The 11,911-nt window shown below is 59.8% G+C and carries 12 protein-coding genes and 1 rRNA gene; 7 read left to right on the top strand and 6 right to left on the bottom strand.

Annotation, left to right across the window (positions count from 1 at the left end; translation table 11 throughout):
* Positions 1 to 216 (bottom strand): 16S ribosomal RNA (locus tag CKW11_RS09990); the annotation flags it as partial.
* A gap of 613 nt (positions 217 to 829) precedes the next feature.
* On the opposite strand from CKW11_RS09990, the gene rhtA reads away from it, so the two are divergent.
* Both rhtA and CKW11_RS09975 read left to right on the top strand, forming a co-directional pair.
* Positions 830 to 1,717: a threonine/homoserine exporter RhtA gene (gene rhtA / locus CKW11_RS09980; protein ID WP_095137377.1), complete on the top strand. Its 888-nt coding sequence runs from the start codon at positions 830 to 832 to the stop codon at positions 1,715 to 1,717.
* Between the two features lie 169 nt (positions 1,718 to 1,886).
* Complete coding sequence (locus CKW11_RS09975) at positions 1,887 to 2,168, top strand: hypothetical protein (protein WP_095137376.1); 282 nt, start codon at positions 1,887 to 1,889, stop codon at positions 2,166 to 2,168.
* Between the two features lies 1 nt (position 2,169).
* On the opposite strand, the gene CKW11_RS09970 is transcribed toward CKW11_RS09975, so the two are convergent.
* Positions 2,170 to 2,748 carry a TetR/AcrR family transcriptional regulator gene (locus CKW11_RS09970; protein WP_095137375.1) on the bottom strand — a complete coding sequence of 193 codons (579 nt, stop codon included), beginning with the start codon at positions 2,746 to 2,748 and terminating at the stop codon, positions 2,170 to 2,172.
* Positions 2,749 to 2,840: 92 nt separating this feature from the next.
* Here CKW11_RS09970 and CKW11_RS09965 point away from each other — a divergent pair, with 92 nt between their 5' ends.
* Both CKW11_RS09965 and CKW11_RS09960 read left to right on the top strand, forming a co-directional pair.
* Positions 2,841 to 3,569: an SDR family oxidoreductase gene (locus CKW11_RS09965; protein WP_095137374.1), complete on the top strand. Its 729-nt coding sequence runs from the start codon at positions 2,841 to 2,843 to the stop codon at positions 3,567 to 3,569.
* A gap of 40 nt (positions 3,570 to 3,609) precedes the next feature.
* Positions 3,610 to 4,206: a 2-hydroxychromene-2-carboxylate isomerase gene (locus CKW11_RS09960; RefSeq protein ID WP_095137373.1), complete on the top strand. Its 597-nt coding sequence runs from the start codon at positions 3,610 to 3,612 to the stop codon at positions 4,204 to 4,206.
* 50 nt (positions 4,207 to 4,256) lie between these two features.
* On the opposite strand, the gene CKW11_RS09955 is transcribed toward CKW11_RS09960, so the two are convergent.
* From CKW11_RS09955 to CKW11_RS09940, 4 genes are all read right to left on the bottom strand, one after another.
* Positions 4,257 to 6,065, bottom strand: coding sequence for an aminopeptidase P family protein (locus tag CKW11_RS09955; protein ID WP_095137372.1), 1,809 nt, complete (start codon positions 6,063 to 6,065; stop codon positions 4,257 to 4,259).
* 55 nt (positions 6,066 to 6,120) lie between these two features.
* Positions 6,121 to 7,287: an aminotransferase class V-fold PLP-dependent enzyme gene (locus tag CKW11_RS09950; protein WP_095137371.1), complete on the bottom strand. Its 1,167-nt coding sequence runs from the start codon at positions 7,285 to 7,287 to the stop codon at positions 6,121 to 6,123.
* Positions 7,288 to 7,492: 205 nt separating this feature from the next.
* A complete protein-coding gene (locus CKW11_RS09945; RefSeq protein WP_095137370.1) occupies positions 7,493 to 8,107 on the bottom strand; it encodes a LysE family translocator in 615 nt (204 codons plus the stop codon).
* A gap of 99 nt (positions 8,108 to 8,206) precedes the next feature.
* Entirely contained in the window at positions 8,207 to 8,464 is a 258-nt protein-coding gene (locus tag CKW11_RS09940; RefSeq protein WP_095137369.1) for a hypothetical protein, read from the bottom strand.
* A gap of 392 nt (positions 8,465 to 8,856) precedes the next feature.
* Between CKW11_RS09940 and msuE the strand changes: the two genes are divergently transcribed.
* The 3 genes from msuE to CKW11_RS09925 all read left to right on the top strand — a co-directional run bounded on the left by msuE (position 8,857) and on the right by CKW11_RS09925 (position 11,894).
* On the top strand, positions 8,857 to 9,420 hold the full coding sequence (gene msuE / locus CKW11_RS09935) for an FMN reductase (protein WP_095137368.1): 564 nt from the start codon (positions 8,857 to 8,859) through the stop codon (positions 9,418 to 9,420).
* 10 nt (positions 9,421 to 9,430) lie between these two features.
* Positions 9,431 to 10,576 (top strand): FMNH2-dependent alkanesulfonate monooxygenase, encoded by a 1,146-nt coding sequence (gene ssuD / locus CKW11_RS09930; protein WP_095137367.1) that lies wholly within the window; start codon positions 9,431 to 9,433, stop codon positions 10,574 to 10,576.
* Positions 10,577 to 10,706: 130 nt separating this feature from the next.
* The gene (locus CKW11_RS09925) at positions 10,707 to 11,894 is read left to right on the top strand and encodes an acyl-CoA dehydrogenase family protein (RefSeq protein WP_095137366.1); all 1,188 of its coding nucleotides are present in this window, start codon (positions 10,707 to 10,709) and stop codon (positions 11,892 to 11,894) included.
* The last annotated feature ends 17 nt before the right edge of the window (positions 11,895 to 11,911 follow it).

The raw sequence follows: 11,911 nt of genomic DNA, 5'->3' as shown, positions 1-11,911 counted from the left end.
AGCGCAAGGCCCGAAGGTCCCCTGCTTTCTCCCGTAGGACGTATGCGGTATTAGCGTTCCTTTCGAAACGTTGTCCCCCACTACCAGGCAGATTCCTAGGCATTACTCACCCGTCCGCCGCTGAATCCAGGAGCAAGCTCCTTTCATCCGCTCGACTTGCATGTGTTAGGCCTGCCGCCAGCGTTCAATCTGAGCCATGATCAAACTCTTCAGTTCAAACATCTTTGGGTTTTTAAGAAACCCTAAACTTGGCTCAGCAATCGTTGGTTACATCTTTGATTTCTCGCGGAGTAACTTGTGATGCTGATAATCTTGTTGACTATCAGTCTGACTCCACAAGCACCCACACGAATTGCTTGATTCAGTTGTTAAAGAGCGGTTGGTTAAGATCTTTCGTCTCAACCGAGGCGCGCATTCTACAGCAGCCTCATTTGCTGTCAAGTGATTATTTTCAGAAGTTTTCGAAGAATTCTTCAACAACTTCAACCACTTGCGCTTCCGATCTCTCGTCAGCGGGAGGCGAATTCTACAGCGTTACACGCTGCTGTCAACACCTCTTTTTCAACTTCCTTTTGGCTTCGATGAACTGAAGCAACTTGCTGTCGAAAACTGCATAACTCATTGAATCTCAAGGAGTTTTCCGTTTCGACTGCGCCGGAAGTGGGGCGAATTATAGACATCTGAAATCTGCCGTCAACCGTTAATTTCAGTTTTCTATCAATGCACCGAAAAAGCCTGCTTATATATAGACGCAACGTAAGCGAATGCGCAGTATATTGCCCAACACTTAAAACAACACTCTGCTCTCACCTTCGGATGATGCCTCGCAATGACTGACCAACCTCGCTCGCTGGCCTCAACGCTGTTCCCGGTTGGCCTCTTGTTAATAGCCATGGCATCCATCCAGTCTGGCGCCTCTCTGGCCAAGAGCATGTTTCCGGTGGTTGGCGCTCAAGGGACGACCACCCTGCGCCTGGTCTTCGCCAGCGTAATCATGCTGCTGCTATTGCGCCCGTGGCGCGCAAGGCTGACGGCTCAATCCCTGCGCACGGTGATCGTTTACGGAATGGCGCTGGGCGGGATGAATTTCCTCTTCTATATGTCACTGCGCACCGTACCCCTTGGCATTGCAGTCGCGCTTGAATTCACGGGTCCGCTGGCCGTCGCCATCTACGCCTCTCGCCGCGCGATCGATTTCCTCTGGATTGCTCTGGCGGCAGTTGGCCTGCTGCTGTTGATCCCGACCGGAGCGACATCCACGGGGATTGATCTGGTCGGTGCCGGTTATGCCTTGGGGGCCGGCGTGTGCTGGGCGCTGTACATTCTGTTCGGCCAAAAGGCCGGTGCCGACAACGGCGTGACGACTGCGGCCCTGGGCGTGATGATTGCCGCACTGTTTGTCGCCCCGATCGGCATCGTGCATGCCGGCGCGGCATTACTCACCCCGTCGCTGATCCCGGTGGCCATCGGCGTCGCTATCCTCTCAACCGCTTTGCCCTACACGCTGGAGATGGTCGCCCTCACCCGCATACCGGCCCGCACCTTCGGGACTTTGATGAGCATCGAACCGGCCTTTGGCGCGTTGTCCGGACTGCTATTCCTGCAGGAGTACCTCACGCTGTCACAATGGATGGCGATTCTGTGCATTATTCTGGCCTCCGTCGGCGCAACCATGACCATGGGCAGTAACGCCAAACCCGTTGTTGCGGCAGATTGAAACAGTATTTGACGAAGGTCTGGCAATTGACGTTCATTTAGGCCATGTTTAAGCCCCTTAACTCAGTGCCAGACATGGATTTTTTCGGACAGGGATATCAAACCGCTTAAAGCGCAAGCGAATACAGGCAGACCCGAGCGCCAGACTCGTGGCTACCATAAGGACGGTAATGAAACGAATTTTGATACTGATCGCTGTATTGGCAGTAGCGGGGTGCGCAGCCACCTCCAAGACCCAAGTGAAGCACGGTAAAAAAGGGCTGCACATCAACTGTTCCGGGCTGTCGTCCTCTTGGGACAAGTGCTACACCAGCGCCGCCAATGCTTGCGCTCCAAAGGGCTACAAGGTCATCGCCAAGTCAGGGGACACCGTGGAAGAGCCCGGCGACTACCCGTTCGGTCTCAATCCGGCCGGTTATACCAGCCGCAGCATGATCGTCATCTGCAAATGAATCATTCTGGCTGCTCACCTTGTCGAGCAGCCAGTTGACGCCCGATTTCCGCATGACTGGATTTCAATACCGTCCGTTGAATGTCCGGCGTCACCAGCATCCGCGCCACTACCAGCGCCCCGACACATTGCGACAGAATCGACCATGCCAGGCTGTCGCTCTGCAGAGTCTGCGCCCAACTGGCTTGCAGCCGACAAATCCACAGTTCTGCCTGCTCGCGAACCTGGTCTTCTGAACGGGCAATTTCCGCGCCCAGTGTCGGCAAGGCACAGCCCGATTCTGGCTGCTCCACGTGAGCCATGCTCAGGTACTGTTTAAGACAGCGTTCCAGCCGCTCGCGATCCTGCCCTCCTCCACCACCGAGTCGCTCCAGGCTCTGACACAGTTCGCGCTCGACGATGGCCGTGAACAGCTCGTTTTTTGACGAAAAGTGGCTATAGAACGCCGCGCCACTCAGGCCGATTGCCTTCATCAATCCATCGACACCGACCGTGGAAAAGCCTGAACGCTTGGCTGATAGAGCGCTGCTGTTGAGCAGTTTTTCTCGGGTTTCCAGCTTGTGACCGGCGGAGTACCGCATGTGCTTGCCCTCTTGATCGACCGCCTTGACGTTGTCCGGATCCTAGCATAACGTTCGTTCACTTAACGATCGTTTACTAAAGGGATCTACCCATGAATAACAAGAAGGTCGTGTTGGTGGTGGGTGCTGGCGATGCCACCGGCGGAGCGATTGCCAAGCGCTTTGCCAAGGAAGGTTTTATCGCTTGCGTCACCCGGCGCAGTGCCGACAAATTGCAGCCGCTGGTCGAGGCGATTCAGGCCGAGGGTGGAGAAGCACATGGCTTTACCTGCGATGCGCGCAAGGAAGAAGACGTCATTGCGTTGATTGAAGAGATCGAAACTCGCCTTGGTCCGATCGAAGCGTTCGTTTTCAACATCGGCGCCAATGTGCCTTGCAGCATTCTTGAAGAAACTGCGCGCAAGTATTTCAAGATCTGGGAGATGGCCTGTTTCTCCGGCTTCCTCAATGCCCGCGAAGTGGCCAAGCGCATGGTCACCCGCAACCGCGGCACCATTCTGTTCACTGGCGCCACCGCCGGACTGCGCGGTGCTTCCGGATTCGCCGCGTTTGCCGGGGCCAAACACGGTATCCGCGCACTGGCACAAAGCATGGCGCGCGAGCTGGGGCCGATGAACATCCACGTCGCGCACGTGGTGGTTGATGGCGCCATCGATACCGACTTCATCCGCAACAGTTTCCCCGAGAAGTACGCGACCAAGGATCAGGACGGTATTCTCAATCCCGAACACATCGCCGAAAACTACTGGTATCTGCACAGTCAGCCACGGGACGCCTGGACGTTCGAGCTGGATCTGCGCCCGTGGAACGAACGCTGGTAAGCCCCGCCTCCTCCATAACAATAAATAGAGAGCAGCGAAGATGACGAAAACCGTAGAGTTCTATTTCGATCTCGGCAGCCCTGCCACCTATCTGGCCTATACCCAGTTGCCGAAAATCTGTGCCGACACCGGCAGCCAGCTGATCTACATCCCGATGCTGCTGGGCGGCGTGTTCAAAGCGACCGGCAACGCATCGCCGGCGATGATTCCGGCGAAGGGCCGCTACATGTTTCAGGATCTGGATCGCTACGCCAAACGTTATGGCGTACCGTTGAAATTCAATCCGCACTTTCCGATCAACACACTGATGCTGATGCGTGCCGTCACTGGAATTCAACTGCGCCAACCAGAACGTTTCCAGGCGTTTATCGACTGTCTGTTCAAGGCATTGTGGGTGGAGGGACGCCCGCTCGATGAGCCGGCGACTGTCGCTGCGGTTTTGAGCGAACAGGGCTTCGATCCCAATGAAGTCCTGGCCCTGACCAACGACGAGGCAGTCAAGGCAGCCCTGAAGGACAACACCGAGACAGCCATTAAACGCGGTGTATTTGGCGCGCCGAGCATGTTTATCGGCAATCAGTTGTTCTTCGGCCAGGATCGCCTCGACTTCGTCGAAGAAGCCCTGCGTCAGGCTTAGAAAAAGCCACAGAACCCGGGCGCTGCCAGCAGCGCCCGGGTTTCAGCCACTCAGATCGCTGCTGTGCGCGTGTTCAGCCACTCCAGCGCGGCCCCCTCCAGCAACGGACTCAGACGCTCACGCACTTCAGCGTGGTAGGCGTTGAACCACTCCTTCTCTTCCTGCGTGAGCAAGGATGGCTCCAGGCAGCGCGTGTCGATCGGGCACAGGGTCAAGGTTTCAAACTTGAGGAACTCACCGAACTCGCTGCTTCCCGCCTCGCGGTTCATCGCCAGGTTCTCGATGCGCACGCCCCAACGACCCGGACGATAGGTGCCCGGTTCGATCGAGGTGATCATCCCCGCTTGCATCGCCGTTTGCGGTGCCGGTGCTGCCTGATAGGCGATCACCTGTGGGCCTTCATGCACGTTGAGGAAATAGCCGACGCCATGACCGGTGCCGTGACCGTAATCCACGCTTTCCGCCCAGATCGGTGCGCGGGCGATGGCATCGAGCAACGGCGACAGAATGCCTTTCGGGAACTGCGCCCGCGACAGCGCGATTACGCCTTTGAGCACACGCGTGCAATCACGCTTCTGCTCGTCCGTCGGGGTTCCGACCGGGACCATTCGAGTGATGTCGGTGGTGCCACCCAGATACTGGCCGCCCGAGTCGATCAGCAGCAAGCCGTCACCCTCGATCACCGCGTGTTCTTCTTCGGTGGCGTGATAGTGCGGCATCGCGCCATTGGCGTTAAACGCGGCAATCGTGTTGAAGCTCAGCGACACGTAATCCGGACGGCGCTCACGGGCAGCGGTGAGTTTTTCGTCGATGGTCAGTTCGGTGATGCGTTCACGGCCCCAGGCCGATTCCAGCCAGGCGAAGAACTCGCACAACGCCGCGCCATCCTGCTCCATGGCCTTGCGGATATGTTGCGCATCAGCTTCGCTCTTTTGCGATTTGGCGAGAGTAGTCGGGTTCAGGCCTTCGACCAGTTTCACCGCGCTGTTGAGGTTATCCAGCAAACCGCTGGTCACCCGCGCCGGATCCACCAACAGGCTGGCGCCGCCTGGCACGGCGCGCAGGGCGTCAGCGACTTCGCGGTAATCGCGCAGGGTCACGCCGTCCTGCTCCAGCACCGCACGCAACTCGGCATCAACTTTGCTCAAAGCCACAAACAGCGTGGCCTGCTGTTGATTGATCAACGCAAAAGAAACAAACACCGGGTTGAACGACACGTCGCCGCCGCGCAGGTTGAACAGCCAGGCGATGTCATCAAGGGTGGCGATGAAGTGCCAATCGGCGCCTCGCTCCTGCAGGGTCTCACGTAGTTTGGCGAGTTTCTCGCCACGACTGACCGTCGCTTGCGGTGGCAGATGCTGATAAATCGGCGCATTCGGCAGGCTCGGGCGATCCGCCCAGACTTCATTCAACAGGTCGATGTCGGTGCGCAGACGCGCGCCACGCGCTTCAAGCTTGCTGCTCAGGGTACGCGCCGAAGCGACGGCCATCACCGCACCGTCGACCGCCACCACGCCCCCTTCGGGTGTCTGCTCTGCCAGCCAGTCCAGCGGACTCGGCTGACCCGGTTGCAGCTTGACCAGCTCGATGCCGCTGCCCTTGAGTTCCTTGGTCGCCTGTTCCCAGTAACGACTGTCGGCCCAGACTCCGGCGAAATCAGCAGTCACGATCAAAGTGCCGACCGACCCATGAAAGCCCGACAGCCATTGCCGCCCTTGCCAGTAGCCCGGCAGGTATTCCGACAGATGCGGGTCGGCCGATGGCACCAGCAACGCATGAATGCCTTCGCGGCGCATCAGTTCACGGGTGTGCGCCAGGCGCTGGGGAACCGTTCCTTCGGTCAAAGTCTGGGTACTCATCATGTCTCCTGCCAATCACTTCATCGTTATTGTTCGTAGCCGTGAAACCGGCTGGTTAAAGCCCTGTCGCCCAGAATGCCGGGGCACTGGCGCAGGCGCCTTTGATCAGTTCTGCCGCCTGATCGACATCGGCGGCGGTGGTGAAACGGCCGAGGCTCAGGCGAATGGTGCGCCCGGCCAGCCGAGCGTCGTGCCCCAGCGCCAGCAGCACGTGAGAAGGCGTGTTGCTCGCCGAGTTACAGGCCGAGGTCGCGGAAAAGGCGATCGACTGGCTCAAGGCCGCACTGTTGAATTCACCTTCGCTGAAGGTCAGGCTCAACGTGTGCGCGATGCGCTGGCTGGCGCTGCCGTTGAGGCGTACGCCCGGCAGACTCAGCAACTGTTCGAGCAGCCGTTCACGCAGCGCCACGATGGACTTTTTCTCGGCATCGAATTCCGCTGCCGCCAAAGCGAATGCCGCGCCCATGCCGGCGATCTGATGCGTCGCCAGGGTCCCGGAGCGCAGCCCGCCTTCGTGGCCACCGCCATGAATCTGCGCCTGCAAACGCTGCTGCGCCCGTGGGCCAACATACAACGCGCCGATCCCCTTGGGGCCGTAGAGCTTGTGCGCCGAAAACGACATCAGGTCCACCGGCCACTGCTGCAGATCGATCGCCACTTTGCCGGCGCCCTGCGCGGCATCAACATGGAACAACGCGCCGCGGCCACGCACGACTTCACCGATGGCCGGGATGTCATTGAGGGTGCCGAGTTCGTTGTTGACCAGCATCAGCGATACCAGAAAGGTGTCGTCGCGCATTGCTTCGCTGACCGCCTGCGGGGTGATCAGGCCTTCGGCGTCCGGTACCAGATAGGTCACCGCGACGCCGGCATCCTGCAATTGCCGGGCGGTATCGAGAATGGCTTTGTGTTCGATCTGACTGGTAATGATGTGGCCGCCGGCAACGCCGCGGGCCTGGGCCACGCCCTTGAGGGCGAGGTTGTTGGACTCGGTGGCGCCGGAGGTCCAGACGATCTGCGCGGCCTCGGCGCCGACCAGTTCGGCGACTTGCCGACGGGCCTGCTCGACCGTGTGCCGGGCCTGCTGGCCGAAGGCATGGGAGCTGGACGCCGGGTTGCCGAAGTTAGCGTGAAAACCCAGACAATCGATCATCACCTGGATGACCCGCTCGTCCACCGGGGTGGTGGCGGCGTAATCGAAATACAACGGACGTTTATTCATAAAAGACTCGCAGAGCGTGTTCCGGGATCAGGAGGCTCGTGTCTGCAAACGGCACAGCGCAGCCTTGTGAGCTGCGCCTGGGTTCGAGACCGTCATCAATACCTGATCGGATGCCGTTAAAGAAGAACAACTTCATTTAAAAGTGCGTAGGAACGCTCCTGAAGCCGAGCTTAACAGGCATCGGGCCGGCGGTTGAAGCAATGCGTCAGTGAAAGCTTTCGAGAAGTAACGGGTACAGCGAAATCACCAACAGCGCCGCCATGCCCCAGTTGAACACGCGCAACCAGCGCGGATCCTTCAGCACGTTGCGCAACAACGTGCCGCACGCAGCCCAGACACCGACGCTGGGCAGGTTGATGATGGCGAACACCGCGGCGATCACCACCACGTTGGTGAAATAGCCTTGCATCGGCGTGTAGGTGCTGATGGCGCCGATGGCCATGATCCAGGCCTTGGGATTGACCCACTGAAACGCGGCGGCACCCAGATAGCTGATCGGTTTGGCCTCGCCATCCACGCCATCGCCCACCGGGCCCGAATGAGCAATTTTCCACGCCAGATACAACAGATACGCGGCGCCGACATAGCGCAGCACCGTGTAGAGAATCGGGTAAGTCTGGAACACAGCGCCCAGGCCAAAGCCCACCGCGACCACCAAAACGAAGAAGCCGCAGGTGATGCCGAGCATGTGAGGAATGGTGCGGTTGAAGCCGAAGTTCACGCCCGACGCCAGCAACATGGTGTTGTTCGGCCCCGGTGTAATCGAGGTGACAAGGGCAAACAGGGCAAAGCCCAACAGCAGATCAAGCGAGAGTGTCATGGGGCAATCCGTCAGGGTCATTCAGGTGTTGACCCTATCGCACGGCAGCGCGCAAACCCACGGACAGTTACGCGAAAATTCAAGCAGTACAGTTTTCGATTAACTTGGACGACCGTGCAGCTGTATGGCTCGACCGGCGCTCATTTCAGCTTTCTTGTCGAATGGCGACTCGCCCAGCAGTGCGGCTTTCTTCGCGTGATATTCGTCGAAAGACAAACCGCTGCGGTTCAGCGCTTCCATCGCCAGTTCGCGTGATTCTTCGGCGGTGTACGGCCGTTGTTCCGGGGAAACGTGGGTCGCGCAACCGGCGAGTACGGAGACAGCGAGCAGCAGCGAAACAGTCAGTAAACGATTCATGGGGAGCGTCCTGGCGAGCGGTAGTAGTCGATGGACAAAGGCTACGCCCGCGCCCGCCCGGGCAAAAATCAACGCTCTCAATAGTGGCTATCAGGAATTCAGCTTGATCGGCGCTATATCTCCTAACGATCTATAAATATCGATGAACGTTCTTTTACGGAATAACCAGCAGCCGCTATAAATCCCTGCACGCGGCGAACAACTGTTGCTCCAGCAACTGTTGCCCAGGCAACAGCAGATCAACAAACCCGCCTGATATCCGCACAACCGACTCACGCCAGAACGCTCAAGCCCAGGTAAACCGGGCCTCTCAGGAATTGGTACAGCACTTGCTCAAGCCTTGGCACTTACTCACTGCTCGCTGAGCAACTGTTGATAAAAAGGAACTCATCATGTCGCGTCCCCTGAAAGTCGTCGCCCTCTCCGGTGGCACCTGGCGTCCATCGCGCACGCTGGTGCTGACCCAAGCGCTGTTGGCCGAACTGGCCGGACACTTGCCGGTCGAGAGTCATCTGATCGAACTCGGTGATATCGCCCGGCCGTTGGGTGCTGCCCTGTCGCGTCAGGAGCTGAGCGCCGAGGTCGAAGCCGAACTGCAAGCCATCGAACAGGCCGATCTGCTGATCGTCGCCGCGCCGGTGTATCGCGGTTCCTACCCGGGACTGCTCAAGCATCTGTTCGACCTGATCGACCTCAACGCGCTGATCGACACCCCGGTGCTGCTCGCCGCCACCGGTGGCAGCGAGCGCCATGCGCTGGTGCTCGATCACCAGTTGCGGCCGCTGTTCAGTTTCTTCCAGGCCGTGACCCTGCCGATCGGGGTGTACGCCACCGAAGCCGATTTCGCCGACTACCAGATCACCAGCGAACCGTTAAAAGCGCGGATCCGTCTGGCCGCCGAACGCGCCGCGCCACTGTTCGGCACACAAATCAAACCGTTGCTGAAAATCGCTTAAGGAGCTGTGCATGGATGTTTTCTGGTTCCTGCCGACCCACGGTGACGGCCATTACCTGGGCACCACCCAAGGCGCGCGCCCGGTCACCCTGAATTATCTGAAACAAGTGGCGCAAGCCGCCGACAGCCTCGGCTACCACGGCGTGCTGATTCCCACCGGGCGCTCCTGCGAAGACTCGTGGGTGATCGCTTCGGCGCTGGTGCCGCTGACCGAACGCCTGCGTTATCTGGTAGCGATCCGTCCGGGGATCATTTCGCCAACCGTTTCGGCGCGCATGGCGGCGACGCTTGATCGACTGTCCAACGGCCGTCTGCTGATCAACGTGGTGACCGGCGGCGACCCTGACGAAAACCGTGGCGACGGCAGCTTTCTCAGCCACAGTGAACGCTACGAAGTGACCGACGAATTCCTCAAGATCTGGCGCCGGGTGTTGCAAGGCGAATCGGTGGATTTCGAAGGCAAACACCTGAAAGTACAGAACGCCAAGGCCCTTTATCCGCCAGTGCAGAAACCGTATCCGCCGCTGTATTTCGGTGGCTCGTCCGATGCCGCGCATGACCTCGCTGCCGAGCAAGTCGACGTGTACCTGACTTGGGGCGAACCACCCGCCGCCGTCGCCGAAAAACTCGCCGATGTGCGTGAACGTGCCGCTCGGCATGGGCGCAAGGTGAAGTTCGGTATTCGCCTGCACGTCATCGTTCGCGAGACCGCCGAAGAGGCGTGGAAGGCTGCGGACAAACTGATCGAGCACATCAGCGACGAGACCATCGAAGCCGCGCAGAAATCCTTCTCGCGCTTCGATTCCGAAGGCCAGCGGCGCATGGCGGCGCTGCACGACGGGCGTCGCGACAACCTGGAAATCGCCCCCAACCTGTGGGCCGGCGTCGGCCTGGTACGCGGCGGTGCCGGTACCGCGCTGGTGGGCGATCCGCAGCAAGTGGCCGCGCGGATCAAGGAGTACGCCGACCTCGGCATCGAGAGCTTCATTTTTTCCGGTTATCCGCATCTGGAAGAGGCTTATCGCTTTGCCGAACTGGTGTTCCCGCTGCTGCCCGAGCCGTACGCGAGCTTGGCCGGACGCGGCGTGACCAACTTGACCGGGCCGTTTGGCGAAATGATTGCCAACGATGTGTTGCCCACCCAAGCCAAGGCCTAAAACGCCCCCTGTAGGAGTGAGCCTGCTCGCGAAAGCGGTGTGTCTGCGACGGTGATGTCGACTGTGCTGACCACATCGCGAGCAGGCTCACTCCTACAGAGAATCGCGTCGATTTGATGAGGAACACCGCGTGACCGCCAAACCACAAAGCACCCTGCTCTCCCCGCTGCAGACCGCGCGCCAACTGGCCGCCGAATTCGCTCTCACCGCCGTCGAGCGTGACGAGCGCGGCGGTACGCCGAAGGCCGAGCGCGATGCCCTGCGCGACAGCGGCCTGCTGGCCCTGAGCATTCCCACCCGTTACGGCGGCCTCGGCGCTACATGGAGCGAAACCCTGCAGATCGTGCGCGAGTTCGCCAAGGTCGACAGTTCCATCGCCCACGTTTTCGGTTTTCATCACCTGATGCTCGCCACCGTGCGCCTGTTCTCGCGTCCCGAACAATGGCAGCCGTGGTTCGAACAGACCGCGCGGCAGAACTGGTTCTGGGGCAACGCCCTCAACCCGCTCGACACCCGCACAGTGGTCAAGGACTTCGGCGGTTGGCGCGAGTTTTCCGGGAAGAAAAGCTTCTGCTCCGGCGCCAGCGATTCACAGATGCTGATCGCCTCGGCCGTCGACGAAAGTGCCGGCGGCAAGTTGCTGATCGCGGCGATCCCCAGCGGTCGCAGCGGCATCACCCTGCACGACGACTGGAACAACATCGGCCAGCGCCAGACTGACAGCGGCAGCGCCACGTTCGAACGGGTGCGAGTCGAAGAATCCGAGCTGCTGATTGACCCCGGTCCGTTGAGCACACCGTTCGCCTGCCTGCGCCCGCTGATCGCGCAACTGACCTTCACTCACATGTTCCTCGGGATCACCGAAGGTGCGTTTGAGGAAGCGCGCCAGTACACGCTGAGCGAAACCCGGCTCTGGCACAAATCCGCCGCCCGCAATGTGCGTGAAGACCCGTACGTGCTAGCGCATTACGGCGAGTTCTGGGTGGCGCTGGAAGGCATCCGTCTGCTGGTCGAACGGGCTGCCGCGCTGCTCGACGACGCCTGGGCCCAAGGCCCGAATCTGACGGCAGAAGAACGTGGACATCTGGCCGCGGCGATTGCCACCGCCAAGGTCGCCGCCAGTCGTCAGGGACTGGAAATTTGCAGCCGTTTGTTCGAAGTCACCGGCGCGCGCTCGACCCACGCCTCGCTGCGCCTCGACCGGCACTGGCGCAACCTGCGCACGCAGACCCTGCACGACCCGCTCGATTACAAACTCCACGAGCTGGGCGACTGGGCGCTGAACCAGGCGCTGCCGGTGCCGACGTTCTATTCCTGATCTTGCCTTTAATGGAG

This window comes from Pseudomonas sp. Irchel s3a10 (genome assembly GCF_900187525.1).
GTDB classification, from domain to species: domain Bacteria; phylum Pseudomonadota; class Gammaproteobacteria; order Pseudomonadales; family Pseudomonadaceae; genus Aquipseudomonas; species Aquipseudomonas koreensis_G.
The sequence above is the reverse complement of the archived record's forward strand: the minus strand, read 5'-3'. Positions and strand labels throughout refer to the sequence as shown.

Bases quoted from the DNA above. Each gene is read 5' to 3' on its own strand.
- rhtA (WP_095137377.1), top strand. From the start codon at position 830: ATGACTGACCAACCTCGCTCGCTGGCCTCAACGCTGTTCCCGGTTGGC.
- CKW11_RS09975 (WP_095137376.1), top strand. From the start codon at position 1,887: ATGAAACGAATTTTGATACTGATCGCTGTATTGGCAGTAGCGGGGTGC.
- CKW11_RS09970 (WP_095137375.1), bottom strand. From the start codon at position 2,748: ATGCGGTACTCCGCCGGTCACAAGCTGGAAACCCGAGAAAAACTGCTC.
- CKW11_RS09965 (WP_095137374.1), top strand. From the start codon at position 2,841: ATGAATAACAAGAAGGTCGTGTTGGTGGTGGGTGCTGGCGATGCCACC.
- CKW11_RS09960 (WP_095137373.1), top strand. From the start codon at position 3,610: ATGACGAAAACCGTAGAGTTCTATTTCGATCTCGGCAGCCCTGCCACC.
- CKW11_RS09955 (WP_095137372.1), bottom strand. From the start codon at position 6,065: ATGAGTACCCAGACTTTGACCGAAGGAACGGTTCCCCAGCGCCTGGCG.
- CKW11_RS09950 (WP_095137371.1), bottom strand. From the start codon at position 7,287: ATGAATAAACGTCCGTTGTATTTCGATTACGCCGCCACCACCCCGGTG.
- CKW11_RS09945 (WP_095137370.1), bottom strand. From the start codon at position 8,107: ATGACACTCTCGCTTGATCTGCTGTTGGGCTTTGCCCTGTTTGCCCTT.
- CKW11_RS09940 (WP_095137369.1), bottom strand. From the start codon at position 8,464: ATGAATCGTTTACTGACTGTTTCGCTGCTGCTCGCTGTCTCCGTACTC.
- msuE (WP_095137368.1), top strand. From the start codon at position 8,857: ATGTCGCGTCCCCTGAAAGTCGTCGCCCTCTCCGGTGGCACCTGGCGT.
- ssuD (WP_095137367.1), top strand. From the start codon at position 9,431: ATGGATGTTTTCTGGTTCCTGCCGACCCACGGTGACGGCCATTACCTG.